Consider the following 16,191-nt stretch of genomic DNA (forward strand, 5'->3'; position numbering starts at 1 on the left):
CCCGTTGGGGGTCTATGTTGGCCCGCGGGGGGGGGCCCCCCCCCCGCCCGGGGCGGGCCCCCCCGCCGGAACCGCTCCAGTATTCGGAGGATTGAGACGTGGCAACCCTGAAGGTCGGGCTGGTCTCGCCGGAGCGCGAGATCTGGTCCGGCGAGGCCAAGACGGTGGTCGCGCAGACCATCGAGGGCTCGCTCGGCATCCTGCCGGGCCACGCCCCGGTGCTCGGCGTGCTGTTGGACGGCAGCGTGGTGACCATCGAGCCGGCCGACGGCGGCGAGCGGGTCAGCGCGATGGTCGGCAGCGGGTTCTTCTCCGTCGCGGGCGACGAGGTCGCGATCCTGGCCGAGCAGGCCGAGATGGGCGAGGAGATCGACGTCCAGCACGCGCGGCAGGCGCTGGAGGACGCGATGGCCGCCGGCGACGACGACGCGACGCCCGAGCGGCGGGCCCGGGCGCGGCTGCGCGCGGCGGGCATCGAGGTCTAGTTTTCAGCGAGCGAACGGCGGGGGGACTTGGGCGGGCACCTGGCAGTTGACGCGGGCGGGGTGCTCGCCGGGCTCGTCCTGGTGGCCGCGCTCGTGTTCGTGGTGATGGCCGTGCGCCGCTGGCTGTTCGTCCGCGGCGGCGGCGCGGTGGAGTGCAGCCTGCGCACACTGCCCGCCGAGGGCGCGGGCCCGGAGTCCGCCCCGGGGGTGTGGCGCCTCGGTATCGGCCGGTACCGGGGCGACGAGCTGCACTGGCACCGCGTGTTCGGTTTCCGGAGAAGGCCCCGGCAGGTGATCCACCGCCGGGGCCTCGTCGTGTCCAACCGCCGGACGCCCGGCCCGGACGAGGCGGACGGCCTGCTGCCGGACGTGAGCGTGATCGAGGTCCGGGACGGCACGCGGGTGATGGAGCTGGCGATGGGCGCGGCGGCGCTGACCGGGTTCCTGGCGTGGCTGGAGGCCGCACCGCCCGGCTTCCCGGTCGAGGTGCACCCGCCGGAGTGAGGCGCGGCGGCCGGGCTGGGGTCGCGGAGGGTCGCGGAGGGTAAGGCCGCGGTATCGATACGGCCGGGCCGCCGCGGTGCCGCTTGAGGCGGGCGGGGCGCGGAGCCATGATCGGCGCTGGTCGGAGCTCCGTTCCCGTTCCCGCAGGAGTGCACGTGCGCAAGCTGCTCACCGGCGCCGCCGTGGCGCTGTCCGCCGCCGTCCCGGGTGCGCTGGCCGCCGTCGGCCCCGGTGTCCAGGCGGGGCCGTCCCGGTCCGCCGAGCCGGAGCTGCGGGCCGCGTCCGCGGCACGTGCACTGGCGGCGGCGCCGTCCGCGCCGAGGCCGCAGGCGCCCGACCTGGCGGCGCTGGTCAGGCTGAAGGACGTCCGGCGGCACCTGTCCGCGTTCCAGGAGATCGCCGACTACAACGGCGGGAACCGCGCGGTCGGCGGGCCGGGGTTCGCGGTCTCCGTCCGGTACGTCGTGGCACGGCTGAAGAAGGCCGGGTTCAAGCCGAAGGTGCAGCGGTTCACGTTCCCGTACTGGCGGGAACGCTCGGCCCCGGTGCTGGCGCGGGTGGCGCCGTCCAAGGCGTCCTACAAGGTCGGGACGGACTTCCTGACGTTCGCCTACTCGGGCACGGGCGCCGTGACCGCGCGCGTGGAGGCGGTGGACGTTCCCGCGTCGGGCGAGGGGACGAGCGGCTGCGAGAGCGGCGACTTCGCGCGCTTCCGCAAGGGCTCGATCGCACTGATGCAGCGCGGGACGTGTTCGTTCGCGACGAAGGTCGCCAAGGCGCGGGCCGCGGGCGCCGCCGCCGCGGTCATCTACAACAAGCCGGGCGAGAAGGGCCCGGTGAACGGGACGGTGCAGAAGCTCGCGCCGATCCCGGTGGTGGGCCCGTCCTACCGGGTCGGGACCGCGCTGGCGAAGGCCGCGAAGAAGGGCGGCCTGAAGCTGCGGGTGAAGACCGACGCCGTGCACGGGAAGAAGTCGGCGAGCAACGTCATCGCCGACACGCGGCGCGGCCGGGCGGGCAACGTCGTGCTCGTCGGCGCGCACCTCGACAGCGTCCCGGCGGGGCCCGGCATCAACGACAACGCGACGGGCGCGGCGGCGCTGCTCGCCGTCGCGCAGAAGATCGGCAAGCTGGACGGCAAGGACCTGCGGAACCGGGTGCGGTTCGCGTGGTGGGGCGCCGAGGAGGAGGGCCTCGTCGGGTCGGCGCACTACGTGAAGTCGCTCGGCGCGGCCGGGCGGCGCCGGATCGCCCTGGCCCTGAACTTCGACATGCTCGGCTCGCCGAACGGCCTCCGCGCCGTCTACGACGGCGACCGGTCCGCGCGGGCCGGTGCCGTCCCGCCCGCCGGGTCCGGCGCGATCGAGAAGACGTTCCGGGACTACTTCGCCGGACGGCGCCTGCCGGTGACGCAGACGCCGTTCACCGGGCGGTCGGACTACGGTCCGTTCGTCGCGAAGGGCATCCCGGCGGGCGGCATCGAGACGGGCGCGGAGGGCGTGAAGACGGCCGCGGAGGCCAAGGCGTACGGCGGGAAGGCCGGCAAGGCGTACGACCCGTGCTACCACGCCAAGTGCGACCGGATGAAGAACGTGGACCTCAAGCTGCTCGACACCAACGTCGACGCCGTCGCGTACGTGACGCAGCGGTTCGCCGCCAGCACCCTGCCCGTGAACGGGGAGGCGCGCGTGCTGGCGGTCCCGGCGGCCCCGTACCTGCCCGAATGGCAGGGCCCTCACCTGGTCCGGTGAGCGGGCCGCGTCGCGGACGGGTCAGGCGGGCCTGATGGAGATGTCGCCGCTGCCGGTCTCGATCGTCACGTGCCGGGACGCCGCCGAGTCCTGGTGGATGCCGGGGGCGACCTGCTTGCCGCCGGTGTCGGTGGTCAGCGTGACCGCGTAGGGCTGGGCGGCGGGCAGCCGCAGCCGGACGGAACCGGTGTCGCTCGTCGCCCGCACGACGCTCGGCGCCCTGGCGAAGCCGAGCGCGATCGGGCCGGTGCCGGTCGTGACGGCCAGCCGGTCGGTGGTGAGGCCGTCCGCCCTCAGCGCGCCCGTGTCGGTGCGCACCTCGACGGAGGCGATCCGGCCGCCGAGCCGGACGCCGCCGCTGCCGGCATGCGCCGTCAGCCGGTCGGACACCAGGCCGGCGGCGTTGATCGAGCCGGTGTCGGTGCGCAGGTCGGCGGTGCCGGCGCGGCCCGTCACCCGGACGTTCCCCGGTCCGGCGCTGAGCGTGGCCGAGGACGTGCGCAGGTCGGTCGCGGTGACCGCGCCGGTGTCCCCGCGCAGCCGCACCGGTCCGGCCAGGCCGGTGACCCTGATCGATCCGGCGCCGCCGCGCACGTCGACGGCCGTGGCGCGCGGCACCTGGATCCGGTAGGAGATCCGGCACGGGTTGGAGCCGATCACGCTGTGCCCGCACTTCGCCGACAGCGACAGCGTCCGCCCGTCCACGGTGTGCCGCGGCTTCGGCTTGTTGCGGTCGTTGGACCAGCGCAGATGCTCGGTGACCTTGATGCCGGGGGAGTCGGAGGCGGTGATCTGCACCGACCCGTCGCCCGGCGACACCTTGAGCGCGGCGACGCCCGCCGGCGCGGTGTAGGAGCGGTCCTCGGCGTGGCGGCTGAAGCTGAGCCCGCAGCCCGCCACCGCCGCGCTCGCCACCGCCATCGTGCCGGCCAGTGCCGCCGCTCCCGCGAGAGTCTTCACGTCGCGTCTCTTTCCGCCGGTCGCCTTCCACCCCGTCCCGCAACAGCCTGCCGGACGGCGGACCGCGCCGACAGGAGGCGGGCAGGCGTTCCCGGGGTGGGGCTAACCCCACCTCCCGCGGCGGCGGACGGCGCGGGTCAGCGCTCGCCGCCGGGCTTCCACAGCACGTCGCCGTGCTCGGCGTTCGCGACGCGGCACAGGATGAACAGCAGGTCCGACAGGCGGTTGAGGTACTTGGCGGTGAGCGGGTTGACGCCCCGGTCCGCGGCGTCCGGGACGGCGTCGCCCGATTCGCCGATGGGAGCGGCGCCGTGCGCCTCCAGCGCGGCCCAGGCGGACCGCTCGGCGCGCCGCGTCACCGTCCGCGCGACGTGCAGCAGCGCCGCGCCGGGGGAGCCGCCGGGCAGGATGAAGCTGCGCAGCGCCGGCAGGTCCGCGTTGTGCTCGTCGCAGGCCGCCTCGAGCCGCTCGATGTAGGACGGGTCGACGCGCAGCGGCGGGTACTCGGGGTCGGCCACCACCGGCGCGCACAGGTCGGCGCCCACGTCGAACATGTCGTTCTGCACGCGGGTCAGCAGCGCCTTCAACGCGTCGGGCAGGTCCCCGAGCGCGAGGGCCGCGCCGATCGCGGCGTTCGCCTCCTCCACGTCGGCGTAGGCGGCCAGGCGGGGGTCGGTCTTGCTCGTCCGGGACGCGTCGCCGAGCGCGGTGCTGCCGTCGTCGCCGGTCCGGGTGTAGATCCGGGAGAGGACGACGGGGGTCTCCCTGTTCTTCGCCATGGCCGTCACACTAGCGCCGGCCCGACCGGCCCCTGCGGCACGGTGACGTTGGAAAACCGTTCGGTAGTGTTCGTTTCGTGTACGACTACGTGATCGTCGGTGCGGGCAGCGCCGGCTGCGTGCTGGCCGCCCGGCTGTCACAGGACCCGTCGGCGAAGGTGCTGCTGCTGGAGGCCGGGCCGCCCGACGACGCGCCGGAGATCCGCATCCCGGCGGCGGTCGCGAGCCTGATCAAGGGCCCGTACGACTGGGACTACACGACCGTCCCGCAGGAGCACGCCGCCGGCCGCGCCGTGTACTGGCCGCGCGGCCGCGCGCTCGGCGGCAGCTCGTCCACCAACGCGATGATCTACATCCGCGGGAGCCGGTACGACTACGACACCTGGCGGGACGTCCACGGCTGCGACGGCTGGGGCTACGAGGACCTGCTGCCCTACTTCCGCCGGGCCGAGGACCAGCAGCGCATCGCGACGCCCTACCACGGCACCGGCGGCCCCCTCCGCGTCGAGGACCTGCGCTACAAGCACCCGCTGACGCGGGCGTGGGTGCGGTCGGCGATGGCGTTCGGGCTCGCCGCGAACCCCGACTTCAACGGCGCCGACCAGGACGGCGTCGGGTTCTACCAGGTCACGCAGCGGCGCGGGCGGCGCTGGTCGGCCGCCGACGGCTACCTGCGTCCGGCGCTGCGGCGCCCCAACCTCACCGTCGTCACCGACGCGCTCGCCACCCGCGTCCTGATCGAGAACGGCCGGGCGGCCGGCGTCCGGTACGAGGCGCGCGGGGAGACCGTGGAGGCGCGCGCCTCCACGGAGGTCATCCTGTCCGGCGGCTCGGTGAACAGCCCGCAGCTGCTGATGCTGTCGGGCGTCGGCCCTGCCGGGCACCTGCGCGCGCACGGCATCGACGTCGTCGTCGACGCCCCGGTCGGCCAGGGGCTGCAGGACCATCCGTTCGTCAACGTCATGTTCGCGACCCCGCGCACCAGGTCGCTGTGGGAGCTGGCGAACGCCCGCGCGCTCGCGCTCTACACGGCCCTCGCGCGCGGCCCGTACGCGTCGAACCTCGCCGAGGCGGGCGGGTTCGTCCGCACGGTCGACGGCCTTCCCGCGCCCGACCTGCAGTACCACGTGCTGCCGACCCCGTTCGTCGACCAGGGGCTCGTCGAGCCGTCCCAGCGGCTGCTGTCGGTGCTGGTCACCGCCGTCGCGGTCGCGAGCCGGGGGTCGCTGACGCTGCGGTCCGCGAGCCCGTACGCCAAGCCGCTGATCGACCCCGCGTACCTGTCCGAGAAGGCCGACCTGGACGTCCTGGTCGCGGGCGTCCGGCAGGCCCGCGAGATCGCCGCGGTCGGCCCGCTCGCCCAGCTCGCCGGCGGCGAGCACGCGCCCGGCGAGCGCGTCCAGGACGACGAGGAGCTCGCCGCGTTCGTCCGCCGCGAGTGCGCGACGCTGTTCCACCCGACGAGCACCTGCGCGATGGGCGGCTCGGACGGCGCCGTCTGCGACCCGGAGCTGCGCGTCCGCGGTGTCGACGGCCTGCGGGTCGTGGACGCCTCCGTCATGCCGTCGGTGCCGCGCGGCAACACCAACGCCCCGACCATCGCCATCGCCGAGCGCGCCGCCGACCTCATCCGCGGCCGGGCCCCGCTGCGCCCCGCGAACCGCTGATCGGAAGCGGCCGGGAAAAGGAGAACGCCCCCGTCGGATGACGGGGGCGTCGGCGGGTCGGGTCGCTGTGCGGGCGTCACCGCTTGAGCGCCTTCGCCAGGCGGGCGCGGCGCGCCTCGCGGGCCTCGGCCCGCAGCCGGCGCGCCCGGTCCTCTCCGGCGATCTTGATGAACTCGTGGCTGATCATGGTCGGCTCCTTCCGTTCGTTCGGTTTCTGGACGGGTCGCGCGTCAGCGCTTGAGCGCCTTGGCGATGCGGGCGCGGCGGGCGTTGCGCGCCTCGGTCTGCCGCTCGCGCACGCGGTCGGCGATGATGACCCGGCTGATGTCCGTGCTGTACATGTCCTGCTCCTTGTCTCCGCCGGGCCCCTCTTGGCCCGACATGTACAAGGTTCGTCCTAAGGCCCCAGGGCCCACATCGGGACGACGCCCTATTCACGCGCCTTAGGGCGCCTTAGTTCGCGGCGCCCGAGGCTGAGTCGCCTTAGGGGGCGGTGTACGGGGCGCCGGGACGCCTTAGGCGGGCGGGCTCGGGGTCAGGAAACGGCGCGGATGAGGAGGCCGGTGAGGTCGCGGCCGGTGGCCTCGTCCAGCGGCGCGTGGTCGAGCATGAGCCGGTACCACAGCACGCCGTAGACGATGTCCATCAGCAGCTCGGGGTCGGTGCCGGCGGCGATCTCGCCGCGCTCGGCGGCGCGGTCGAGGATGCCGCGCAGCGCGGCGCGGCGGGAGAACAGGAACCGGTCGCGGAACGCGCGGGCGAACGCGGGGTCGAGGAGAGCCTCGGCCATCAGCCCGATGAGGACGGGCCGCTGGCCGCGCTCCTTGAACGTCGCGGCGAGGAACGCGGTGAGGTCGCCGGGCAGGGAGCCGGTGTCGGGGACGGTGATGCGCTTGTCGGCGAGCTCGACCAGGCCGTCCAGGACGACGTCGGCCTTGGACGGCCACCAGCGGTAGATCGTCTGCTTGCCGACGCCGGCGGTCGCGGCGATGCCCTGCATGGTCAGGGCGGCGTAGCCGTGCTCCTGGAGCTCGCTCATCGCGGCGTCGAGGATCGCGCGCCGTGCCGTCTCGCTGCGTGGCCGTCCCATGCGGGCATTTTACAAGACGTCGCGTCTCGATTTAGTATCGAGACGTTACGTCTTGAAATGGAGGCGCGGAGATGCGCGTTGTGATCATGGGCGGCACGTCCGGCATCGGGCTGGCCGCCGCCGAACTGCTGGCGGCACGGGACGCCGAGGTCATCGTCACCGGCCGGGACACCGGGAAGTTCGCCGCGGTGAAGTCCGCGACCGCGGAGCAGGTCGACGGAACCGACGAGGAGGCCGTGGCCGCGTTCTTCGCGCGGACCGGCGCGTTCGACCACCTGGTGCTCGCCTTCAGCCCCGGCGCCGTCGGCCTCGGCCCGATCGGGCAGACGAAGCTGGCCGACGTCCGGGCCGCGTTCGACGGGAAGCTGTTCCCGTACCTGTCGGCGATCCAGCACGCGCAGGTGACCGGCTCGATCACCTTCGTGTCGGCGGCGACCGCCCGCTCGGCCGTGCCGGGCTCGGCGGCGCTCGCCGCGGTGAACGGCGCGATCGAGCGGATCGTGTCGCCGCTGGCCGCCGAGCTGTCGCCGGTCCGGGTGAACGCGGTCGCGCCCGGAGTCGTCGACACCCCGTGGTGGTCGTTCCTGCCGGACGAGCACCGCGAGGCGCAGTTCGCCGAGGCCGCGGGCGGGCTCGCGGTGAAGCGGGTCGGCACCGCCGAGGACGTCGCCGAGGCGATCGCCTACCTCGTCGGCGCGTCCTACGTGACCGGCACCATCCTCCCCGTGGACGGCGGCTTCACCGTCGCCTGAGCGGCGGCGCGGGCAGCGGTGCCCGCGCCCGGCGGGCACCGCTCCGGCGTCAGCGCTTGTAGCGGCGGCCGTGGATCATGTTGATCAGGCCGAGGACGCGCGCCATCTCCTTCTCGGTGCGCCCGAACGAGGTCAGGTTCATGGTCGCGAACCGCTGCCGGGTGATGGCCTTCGGGCGGGCGAACTCGCGCAGCCCGTCCGCGCCGTGGATGCGGCCGAAGCCCGACTCGCCGACGCCGCCGAACGGCAGGGCCGCGACCTGCGCGAACGCGGCGAACGCGTTGATGGACGTCATGCCGGAGCGCATCCGGCGGGCGGCGTCCAGCGCGCGGGCCCTGCTCCCGGAGAAGATCGTCCCGGCGAGGCCGTAGCCGGTCCCGTTCGCCTTCTCGACCGCCTCGTCCAGGTCCTTGACGCGGTGGACGGTGATCGTCGGGCCGAACGTCTCCTCGCGGACGGCGGACGAGTCGTCCGGCACATCGGTCAGCACGACCGGCTCGACGTAGGGCTTGCGGACCGACTCGGCGCCGCCGACGACGGCCTTGCCGCCCTTGTCCAGGGCGTCCTTGATGTGCCGCTCGATGATGTCGAGCTGGCCGGGCATGGTGATCGGGCCGTAGGCGGCCTCGCGGTCGAAGCCGGGCCGCAGGTCCTTGGCCTTGTCGGTGAGCTTGCCGAGGAAGCGGTCGTAGACGTCGTCGAGCACGTAGATCCGCTCGACGCCGATGCAGGTCTGGCCGGCGTTGGACATCGCGCCCCACAGCGCGGCGTCGGCGGCGGCGTCCAGGTCGGCGTCGGAGTCGACGATGCAGGCGTCCTTGCCGCCGCACTCGGCGACGATCGGGGTGAGGTTCTCGGCGCACGCGGCCATCACCCGCTTGGCGGTGCGGCCGGAGCCGGTGAAGGCGATCTTGTCGACGTCCGGGGACGAGGCGAGCGCGGCGCCGGTCGGGCCGAGGCCGGTGACGACCTGCAGCACCGGGTGCTCGGGGACCACGCCCTCGACCAGCTCGGCGAGCAGCAGCCCGACGCCGGGGGTGAACTCCGACGGCTTGAACACCACGGCGTTGCCGGCGGCGAGCGCGTAGGCGATCGAGCCCATCGGGGTGAAGATCGGGTAGTTCCACGGGCCGATCACGCCGACCACGCCGAGCGGCTGGTACTCCAGCTCGCAGCGCTGGTTGATGGCCATGAGGCCGGGGTAGACGGTGCGCGGGCCGAGGATCTTGCGCGCGTTGCGGGCGGCCCAGTCCAGATGGGAGATCGCCATGATCGTCTCCAGCTGGGCGTCCTGCACCGGCTTGCCGGTCTCCTGGTGGATGAGCTCGGCCATCCGGTTGAGGTTGCGGGTGAGCGCGCCCTTGACGTTGAGCAGCCGGAGGCGGCGCTCCTTCCAGCCGAGGGCGCGCCACCAGCCGGCCGCCTCGCGGGCCCGGCCGAGCGCCTGCGCGACGGCGGCGGCGCCGTGCACGGGGTGCTCGCCGACGACCTCGCCGGTGGCCGGGTTCAGGGACGCGAAGGTCTCGGTGCTCTCCGTGGCCACGGACATGCGGAACCTCCCGGAAGGAGCCTGGTAAGTGGTTACTTGCACATGCGTACTCGCTAGTAAACCACTCTAGGCGGCCGGGTGTCCCGGCCCCGGCCGGTCCGTGCCGGTCCGGGCCCGCTCAGGCGTCCGGGATCCAGCTGCCGTGGAATCCCGCGGGGACCCGCCGGGGCAGCCGCACGCTCGCCGTCCGCGACAGGTCCGCCGCGTCCAGGACGACGAGCTCGGCGCTGGAGGCCCCGGAGACGATCGACAGCAGCCAGCCCTCGTCCTCCCCGCGCGCCCCCTCGGCGGGGACGAAGACCGCCTCGCCCACGGACGCGTCCTGTCCGAACTCGAGGACGGACGACGAGCCGTCGCGCAGGTCGTACTTCACGAGGGCGCCCCGGGCGACCGTGTAGAGGAAACGGTGGCGGCGGCCGGTCCGGGCGTCGTCGTGGGTCGGGAACTCCACGTTCCGGTCGTCGAGCCGCTCCTCGGCGGCGCGTCCGGTGGCGGGGTCCAGCGTCCAGCTGTGCAGGTGCGCGCTCTCGGACCGGGCCGCGTCGCCCGCCGGGTTCGCGGAGCCGCCGATCTCCCGCCAGGTGGCGGCGAAGTCCTCCGGCCGGTACCGGACGCCGTCCAGCACGATCCGCCCGGCCGGGTCCTCGTGGGCGTTGCCGACATGGAAGACGTAGCACGGGTCGACGTCGAACCACCGGACGTCGCCGGGCGCGTCCCGCCGCATGACGCCCAGCCGGGCGCCGTAGGAGTCGTCCCAGCGGAACGGCATGCCGCCGCCGCCCAGCGCCAGATCCAGATCGAACACCACGGGCAGGTCGAGCCAGACCACGTGGTTCTCGGTGATCGCGAAGTCGTGCATCATCGTCGGGCCCGGGACCTCGATCTCGCGGCTCTCCACGACCCGCGCCCCGTCGGCCGACAGCCGGTGGTACGTCAGGTACGGCGGGAGCACGCCGTACCCGAAGAACAGCAGCTCGCCGGTCACCGGGTCCTGCTTGGGATGCGCGGTCATCGCGGTGGTGAGCGTCCCGCCGAAGTCGCACGGCCCGGCCGTCCCGAGCTCCGGCGCGACCTCGTAGGGAAAGCCGATCTCGACCAGCGCCAGGATCTTGTCGCCGTGCGGGACGACGTGGGTGTTGGCGGGCACGGCGGTGAGGTCGAGCGTCCCGTCGTCCCCGACGAACCGGGCGTTCTCGTCGAGGAACGTCTTCGTCCGCACCCAGCGGTTGCGGTACCACTCGGCACGCCCGCCGCGCAGCCGCACGCCGTGGATCATCCCGGGTCCGGTGAACCAGTGGCCGCTCGGCCGGCCCGGCAGCGGGTTCGGCCCGTTGCGGAAGTACCGTCCGGTCAGCTCGGGCGGGAGCGCTCCGGTGACCTCGAGGTCCGCGGCGTCGATCTCGTCCGGGACGGGGGCGAGCGCGCCCTCGAGCCAGCCGGCGTTCTGTGTCGTCTCCATGTCCTGTCCTCCGCTGCGCGGTCGAGGGGCCTACCTGGGCGTGCCCTGTGCGGGCCGGGTCATCGCACGATCTGGCGGTCGATGCCGTGGCGGGCGAAGTACCGCTTCTGCGCGATCTCGGGGTAGCGGATGGTGAAGACGATCGGGACGGTGAAGCCGGCGATCTTCGTGGCGACCAGCAGCGCGGTGTTGTCCGGCGCGGCGTGCTGCACGTAGGCCAGGACGAGCGCCACGACGGTGAAGCTGATCGCCCAGACGATCGCGATGACGGCGGTGATGCGCTTGAACAGGTCCGTCGCGGCGATCTCGGCGCTGACGCCGCGGCGGCCGACGCCCTCGGTGAAGGGCCGTCCGGCGAGGAGGGTGCCCCACGCGGTGAGCGCGAGCCAGCCGATCGCCATGGACGCGCCGTAGTCCAGCAGGGGCGAGTCCGGGTCGGCGAAGGAGAGTGCGGTCAGCAGCGCCATGAACACGATGGTCGACAGTTCGAGGATCAGCGAGTCGAGCCGGTGGCCCTTGAGCAGGTCCTGGGCGAGCAGGACGAGGGCCGCCGCCAGGCCGGCCGCCGCGCCGGCCTGGTCGTTCCAGCCGCTCACGACGGCGAGCAGGATCCACGGAAGGAAGGTCCGGAGGTAGTAGAGCAGCATGGCGCGAGCCTCTCGTCGGGAGCGACGTTCCAAGTTCGACATGTCAGAAGCTAGACGTTCCTGTATCGACATGTCAACACCGACGTGTCATAATCAAAGTATGAGCCTGCGACACGCACTGCTGGGACTGATCGCCGAGCTGGACGGCGCCAGCGGATACGACCTGATGAAGGTGTTCGAGATCTCGCTCGGTACGGTCTGGCAGGCGACGCAGAGCCAGCTCTACGGCGAGCTCGGCAAGCTCACCGACGGCGGCCTGATCGAGGTGTCCGCCGAAGGCCCGCGCGGCCGCAAGGAGTACGCGATCACCGCCGCGGGCCGGGCCGAACTGCACCACTGGATGGTGGAGACCGACCCGAAGCCGAACCGCCGCGACGAGGTGATGATGCGGGTCTTCTTCCTCGACCAGATCGCGCCCGACGAGGCCCTCGGCTATCTGGACCGGATGATCGAGGGCCTCTCGAACCGGGTCGACGACCTCGCCCGGCTCGAGGAGATCGTCCCCTGGGAGGAGGAGGGCGGCCTCACCGGCAACGGCCGGCTGACCATGGAGTACGGCAAGCGGTTCATGGCCATGCGCCGCGACTGGTTCGTCTGGGCACGCGAGCAGTACCGCGAACGCCGCCCCGAAACCTCGTCCGGCGCGTCCGGCGCGGGCGGCGCGGGCGGCGGGGCTGGTGCGGGCGAGGCGGACACGGGCTGACGGGCATGCGGCCGGGCGAAGCGGGGGCCTGCCCGGCCGTGGACCGCGGTGGCCTCCGCCCGAGGGCGGAGGCCACCGCGTTCGTGCGTCGCGGACGTCAGAAGTGGTCCGCGGCCCACTCGGCGAACGTCCGGGCGGGACGTCCGGTGATGCGCTCGACCTCCGGCGAGATCTCCACCTCGCGGTCGACCGCCTTGGCGCGCGCCCGCAGCAGCGTGTCCACGATCTCCTCGCGCATGTAGGGGCGGCCCAGCATCTCCTGCCGCGCCTGCTCCGGGGAGATCTCCTCGAACCGAGCCGGGATCCCGGCGGCCGCGCCGATGATCTCGACCATCTGCGGGTGCGTGAGCGCCTCGGGGCCGCTGAGCACCGGCTTCGCGCCGACGAGACCGTCCGACAGCAGGGCCCGCGCGGCGACGGCGGCGATGTCGCGCTCGTGGATCGGAGCGCTGCGCGCCCGCGCGTACGGCCCGCGCACCGGCTCGCCGGCGCGGATCGTGTCCGCCCAGGCCAGCGTGTTGGTCGCGAACTCGCCCGGGCGCACGAACGTCCACTCCAGGCCGGTCGCCTCGATCGCCCGCTCGACCTCCAGGTGGTGGGCGCCGATCGCGTTGCGCGGATCGTCGTCGAGCGTCGCCGACGACGACAGCATGACGACGCGCCGGACACCGTGGTCGCGGGCGCGCTGCAGCACGTCGCCCAGGCCGCTCCAGAACACCGCCGGGTTGAGGAACATCGACGTGACACCGTCCAGCGGCATCTCGTCGGTACGGGCGACCTCGGCCTCACTGGGCAGCCGCGCGGTCGCGGGGGCGCGGGTCAGCGCGCGCACCTTCGCGTCCGCGCAGAGCAGCTCGCCGACGAGGTGGCGCCCGACGTTGCCGGTGGCTCCGGTGACAAGGATCATCGTTCGACTTCTCTCTCGTGGGTGTGTCCGGCCCATCTTCAACCAAACGGATGAAGACGTCAACCAACTGGATGTATGACGACGTCAGCCGGGCGGTACGATGAACGCGTGACGGAGGAGACCAGGAGACCGCGGCGCGCCCCCGCCCCGGGCGAGCGCAAGCTGGACGCCGAGCGGTCCCGGCGGCTGCTGCTCGACGCCGCCCTGGACGAGTTCGCCGCCAAGGGCTACGCGGGCGCCCGCGTGCAGGACATCGCCGACCGCGCCGGCCTCAACAAACAGCTGATCAACTACTACTTCGGCGGCAAGGAAGGCCTGTACCGGGAGATCACCAGCCGCTGGCGCGAGACCGAGGCCCGCTTCAACGACCCGGGCATCGGCCTCGACGAGGTCCTGGTCCGCTACCTGCGGCACGCCCTCGACGACCCGCGCGGCACCCGGCTGAGCACCCTGTGCGGCCTCACCGGCACCTTCGACGGCGGGCCGCCGGACGAGCGCGAGGACCTGTCGGAACTCGTCCGGCGCCAGGCCGAGGGCGAACTCGCCGACGACCTGGACCCGGCCGCGGTCATGCTCGTGATGATGGCCGTCGTCGCCGCGCCCGTCGTGCTGCCGCACGCCGTCCGCCGCGTCTTCGGCGTCAGCCCCGACTCACCCGAGTTCCAGGAGCACTACGCCGAACAGCTCCGCCGCATCGTCCGCCACCTCGCCGCCCGCCCCGAATAGGCCTCAGTTCTGCCAGAACAGGAAGAGCGAGTGGCCCACGTCGATCGAGACGGCGCCGATCCCCAGCGCGTCCGTGATGTGGTAGATCAGGTGGAAGAAGCCGCGGTTGATCGGGTCGATCCACAGCAGCGCGATCAGCACCAGGAAGGCGTACCCGCCGTACCCGCTGATCTGGTCCACCAGGCGGCGCGGCAGGTACGGCTCGACGATCCCGAAGCCGTCCAGCCCCGGGATCGGCAGCAGGTTCAGCAGCGCCGCCGTCACCTGCAGGAACGCCAGGAACGCCAACCCCAGCCAGAACACCGCGTGGCCCTGCGCCGCGAAGTTCTTGTAGATCACCGCCAGCATGATCGCGAAGATGGCGTTGGACAGCGGACCCGCCGCCGACACCAGGCTGTGCCGCAGCCGGCCCGGGATGCGGTGCCGCTCGATCCACACCGCCCCGCCCGGCAGCCCGATCCCGCCCAGCAGGATGAACACCACCGGGATCAGGAAGCTCAGCAGCATGTCGGAGTACTTGAGCGGGTTCAGCGTCAGGTACCCCTTCGCCGCCACGCTCCGGTCACCGGACCGGTAGGCGATGTAGGCGTGCCCGAACTCGTGCACGCACAGCGACAGCACCCACGCCGCGATCACGAAACCGAACAGCGCGACCCGCGCCCCCTTGGCCGGGTTGTCCCCGTACCGCCAGGCCAGCAGGCCGCAGATGACGGTCGCCGCCACGATGACGAGGAACACCGGGCTCGGCGCCACCGCCGAACGTCCCCGCCTCGTGAAATCCGCAGCCATCGCCCCGACCCCTTCCGGTCCGCGCCGTCGATTCCTTGCAAGCTACCGTCTCGTAGGCGCGGACACGTCCCCGCGCCGGATCAGCGCCCCGCGATCCCCGGCACCACGTACGTGCGCAGGAAGCGGCGCAGGTCGTCCGGCTCCCGCTCGCGGTCCATCACGATCAGCGATGTGATGATCCGGAACAGGAACTCCACCGTCCCCTCGACCTCGATGTCGGGACGCAGCGTCCGCTGCCGCTGCGCCTGCTCGAAATAGGGCCGCACATACTCGCAGCACAACGCCAGGACGTGCTCGGCCGCGCCCGCCACCGCCGCCTGCATGTGCCCCGCCGCCTCCGGCACCAGGAAGTGCGCGATCGTCGGCTCGTTCCGGACGTACTCGACCGCGTCCATCGTGCCCTCGACGATCGCCTCCGGCACCGACCGCTCACTGCGCAGCCGCACCGCCAGCCGGTCCAGGAACCGGTGCAGGTCCCGCACCACCACCGCGAGAATCAGCTCGTCCCGCCCCCCGCTGACCGCCCGGTACACCGTCGCTCGCGACAGCTTCGCCGCCGCGGCGATGTCCTCCACCGTGGTCTTCGCCACGCCGAACCGCGAGAAGCACGCCTCGGCGGCGTCGATGATCCGCTCACGCGTCGCGTCGGTACTGACCGGGGGCATGGCCGAAACATTACCGGCAGGCCCGGCGCCGTCACCGGCCGCGCGTCAGTCCAGCGTGTACTCCAGCGACCAGGTGTGCCCGCCGTCGGTGACGGTGATCTGCCCGACGCCGCGGATCCCCGCGAGCTCCACCGTCCCGGACGTCGGCACGATCAGCCAGCGCAGCCACTGGGTGCCGGACGTGCCGTCCTCGGTGCCCGCGCTGTGCTGCAGCACGAACGTCCCCTCGCGGCCGTGCAGGATCCCTTGCACGTGCTCGATCCCCACGTACGCCACCGGCCCGGCCGCCGACTCGACCGTGATCAGCTCGCTGGTGCTGGTGCCGACCAGGTCCCCGTGGAACGTCTTGCGGACGTGCACCCGCGTCAGCTTGTTGCCGCCCTGCTCGTCGTAGGGCTTCTCGGCTTCCCACGCGTCGATGTCGAAAGCGCCGCTCGCTTGGAAGGTCATGCCCGCCATGATGCCCGCCGCCCCTAACACCGTGCGAGCCCCGCGCCCCGGTGTCCTCCAGGCGATTCTGGTGGTGTTTCTGGTGGTTGGCAGAGGGGTGTGCGGTGATCTTCAGGGGGTGTTCGGGTGCGTCGGTGGGAGGGGGTGTTCGGGTGCGTCGGCGGTGGGTGTTCGGGCGCGCGGGCGCGTCGGGCGCGTCGGTGGGAGGGGTGTTCGGGTGGTGGGGTGGCGCTTGCGTACGGGGCCGCCCCACCAAAGTCAAGGGCGCCGTCGGCGTCGCTTCGCGATGGACTTCGTCCCCCCATGAC

Annotated in this window: 17 protein-coding genes; 7 read left to right on the forward strand and 10 right to left on the reverse strand. The window is 73.0% G+C overall.

What is annotated here, in order from left to right:
• The first annotated feature begins 98 nt into the window (after positions 1-98).
• The 3 genes from F8568_RS38160 (at position 99) to F8568_RS38170 (ending at position 2,740) form a co-directional block, all read left to right on the forward strand.
• On the forward strand, positions 99-485 hold the full coding sequence (locus F8568_RS38160) for a F0F1 ATP synthase subunit epsilon (protein WP_151598491.1): 387 nt from the start codon (positions 99-101) through the stop codon (positions 483-485).
• A 27-nt stretch (positions 486-512) separates the two neighbouring features.
• The gene (locus F8568_RS38165; protein ID WP_151598492.1) at positions 513-989 is read left to right on the forward strand and encodes a DUF2550 domain-containing protein; all 477 of its coding nucleotides are present in this window, start codon (positions 513-515) and stop codon (positions 987-989) included.
• 155 nt (positions 990-1,144) lie between these two features.
• Positions 1,145-2,740, forward strand: a complete 1,596-nt coding sequence (locus F8568_RS38170; protein WP_328601204.1) for a M20/M25/M40 family metallo-hydrolase — start codon at positions 1,145-1,147, stop codon at positions 2,738-2,740.
• A 21-nt stretch (positions 2,741-2,761) separates the two neighbouring features.
• Here the strand turns inward: F8568_RS38170 and F8568_RS38175 are convergent, their stop codons facing one another.
• Together F8568_RS38175 and F8568_RS38180 are read right to left on the reverse strand one after the other, a co-directional pair.
• Positions 2,762-3,700 (reverse strand): DUF4097 family beta strand repeat-containing protein, encoded by a 939-nt coding sequence (locus F8568_RS38175; protein ID WP_151598494.1) that lies wholly within the window; start codon positions 3,698-3,700, stop codon positions 2,762-2,764.
• Positions 3,701-3,837: 137 nt separating this feature from the next.
• Positions 3,838-4,479, reverse strand: coding sequence for a cob(I)yrinic acid a,c-diamide adenosyltransferase (locus F8568_RS38180; protein WP_151598495.1), 642 nt, complete (start codon positions 4,477-4,479; stop codon positions 3,838-3,840).
• A 77-nt stretch (positions 4,480-4,556) separates the two neighbouring features.
• Between F8568_RS38180 and F8568_RS38185 the strand changes: the two genes are divergently transcribed.
• The gene (locus tag F8568_RS38185) at positions 4,557-6,146 is read left to right on the forward strand and encodes a GMC family oxidoreductase (protein ID WP_151598496.1); all 1,590 of its coding nucleotides are present in this window, start codon (positions 4,557-4,559) and stop codon (positions 6,144-6,146) included.
• Positions 6,147-6,681: 535 nt separating this feature from the next.
• Here F8568_RS38185 and F8568_RS38190 read toward each other — a convergent pair.
• Positions 6,682-7,236, reverse strand: a complete 555-nt coding sequence (locus tag F8568_RS38190) for a TetR/AcrR family transcriptional regulator (protein WP_202125811.1) — start codon at positions 7,234-7,236, stop codon at positions 6,682-6,684.
• A gap of 71 nt (positions 7,237-7,307) precedes the next feature.
• Here F8568_RS38190 and F8568_RS38195 point away from each other — a divergent pair, with 71 nt between their 5' ends.
• Positions 7,308-7,988 (forward strand): SDR family oxidoreductase, encoded by a 681-nt coding sequence (locus tag F8568_RS38195; protein ID WP_151598497.1) that lies wholly within the window; start codon positions 7,308-7,310, stop codon positions 7,986-7,988.
• 49 nt (positions 7,989-8,037) lie between these two features.
• Here F8568_RS38195 and F8568_RS38200 read toward each other — a convergent pair whose 3' ends face one another.
• The 3 genes from F8568_RS38200 to F8568_RS38210 all read right to left on the reverse strand — a co-directional run bounded on the left by F8568_RS38200 (position 8,038) and on the right by F8568_RS38210 (position 11,643).
• Entirely contained in the window at positions 8,038-9,537 is a 1,500-nt protein-coding gene (locus F8568_RS38200; RefSeq protein ID WP_151598498.1) for an aldehyde dehydrogenase family protein, read from the reverse strand.
• Positions 9,538-9,655: 118 nt separating this feature from the next.
• Complete coding sequence (locus tag F8568_RS38205; protein ID WP_151598499.1) at positions 9,656-10,996, reverse strand: carotenoid oxygenase family protein; 1,341 nt, start codon at positions 10,994-10,996, stop codon at positions 9,656-9,658.
• 59 nt (positions 10,997-11,055) lie between these two features.
• A complete protein-coding gene (locus F8568_RS38210; protein WP_151598500.1) occupies positions 11,056-11,643 on the reverse strand; it encodes a hypothetical protein in 588 nt (195 codons plus the stop codon).
• Positions 11,644-11,743: 100 nt separating this feature from the next.
• Here F8568_RS38210 and F8568_RS38215 point away from each other — a divergent pair, with 100 nt between their 5' ends.
• Positions 11,744-12,346 carry a PadR family transcriptional regulator gene (locus F8568_RS38215; protein ID WP_151598501.1) on the forward strand — a complete coding sequence of 201 codons (603 nt, stop codon included), beginning with the start codon at positions 11,744-11,746 and terminating at the stop codon, positions 12,344-12,346.
• Between the two features lie 97 nt (positions 12,347-12,443).
• On the opposite strand, the gene F8568_RS38220 is transcribed toward F8568_RS38215, so the two are convergent.
• Entirely contained in the window at positions 12,444-13,253 is an 810-nt protein-coding gene (locus F8568_RS38220; RefSeq protein WP_151598502.1) for an NAD(P)H-binding protein, read from the reverse strand.
• Between the two features lie 108 nt (positions 13,254-13,361).
• Between F8568_RS38220 and F8568_RS38225 the strand changes: the two genes are divergently transcribed.
• Complete coding sequence (locus F8568_RS38225) at positions 13,362-13,979, forward strand: TetR/AcrR family transcriptional regulator (RefSeq protein ID WP_328601205.1); 618 nt, start codon at positions 13,362-13,364, stop codon at positions 13,977-13,979.
• A gap of 3 nt (positions 13,980-13,982) precedes the next feature.
• Here F8568_RS38225 and F8568_RS38230 read toward each other — a convergent pair whose 3' ends face one another.
• From F8568_RS38230 to F8568_RS38240, 3 genes are all read right to left on the reverse strand, one after another.
• A complete protein-coding gene (locus tag F8568_RS38230; protein WP_151598504.1) occupies positions 13,983-14,768 on the reverse strand; it encodes a site-2 protease family protein in 786 nt (261 codons plus the stop codon).
• A gap of 80 nt (positions 14,769-14,848) precedes the next feature.
• Positions 14,849-15,433, reverse strand: coding sequence for a TetR/AcrR family transcriptional regulator (locus tag F8568_RS38235; RefSeq protein ID WP_151598505.1), 585 nt, complete (start codon positions 15,431-15,433; stop codon positions 14,849-14,851).
• Between the two features lie 45 nt (positions 15,434-15,478).
• The gene (locus tag F8568_RS38240; protein ID WP_160573920.1) at positions 15,479-15,883 is read right to left on the reverse strand and encodes a DUF3224 domain-containing protein; all 405 of its coding nucleotides are present in this window, start codon (positions 15,881-15,883) and stop codon (positions 15,479-15,481) included.
• Between the last annotated feature and the right edge of the window lie 308 nt (positions 15,884-16,191).

The organism is Actinomadura physcomitrii (assembly GCF_008923205.2).
In the GTDB taxonomy this organism is placed as follows: domain Bacteria; phylum Actinomycetota; class Actinomycetes; order Streptosporangiales; family Streptosporangiaceae; genus Spirillospora; species Spirillospora physcomitrii.

Bases quoted from the DNA above. Each gene is read 5' to 3' on its own strand.
- F8568_RS38180 (WP_151598495.1), bottom strand. From the start codon at position 4,479: ATGGCGAAGAACAGGGAGACCCCCGTCGTCCTCTCCCGGATCTACACC.
- F8568_RS38190 (WP_202125811.1), bottom strand. From the start codon at position 7,236: ATGGGACGGCCACGCAGCGAGACGGCACGGCGCGCGATCCTCGACGCC.
- F8568_RS38195 (WP_151598497.1), top strand. From the start codon at position 7,308: ATGCGCGTTGTGATCATGGGCGGCACGTCCGGCATCGGGCTGGCCGCC.
- F8568_RS38200 (WP_151598498.1), bottom strand. From the start codon at position 9,537: ATGTCCGTGGCCACGGAGAGCACCGAGACCTTCGCGTCCCTGAACCCG.
- F8568_RS38205 (WP_151598499.1), bottom strand. From the start codon at position 10,996: ATGGAGACGACACAGAACGCCGGCTGGCTCGAGGGCGCGCTCGCCCCC.
- F8568_RS38210 (WP_151598500.1), bottom strand. From the start codon at position 11,643: ATGCTGCTCTACTACCTCCGGACCTTCCTTCCGTGGATCCTGCTCGCC.
- F8568_RS38215 (WP_151598501.1), top strand. From the start codon at position 11,744: ATGAGCCTGCGACACGCACTGCTGGGACTGATCGCCGAGCTGGACGGC.
- F8568_RS38220 (WP_151598502.1), bottom strand. From the start codon at position 13,253: ATGATCCTTGTCACCGGAGCCACCGGCAACGTCGGGCGCCACCTCGTC.
- F8568_RS38230 (WP_151598504.1), bottom strand. From the start codon at position 14,768: ATGGCTGCGGATTTCACGAGGCGGGGACGTTCGGCGGTGGCGCCGAGC.
- F8568_RS38235 (WP_151598505.1), bottom strand. From the start codon at position 15,433: ATGCCCCCGGTCAGTACCGACGCGACGCGTGAGCGGATCATCGACGCC.
- F8568_RS38240 (WP_160573920.1), bottom strand. From the start codon at position 15,883: ATGACCTTCCAAGCGAGCGGCGCTTTCGACATCGACGCGTGGGAAGCC.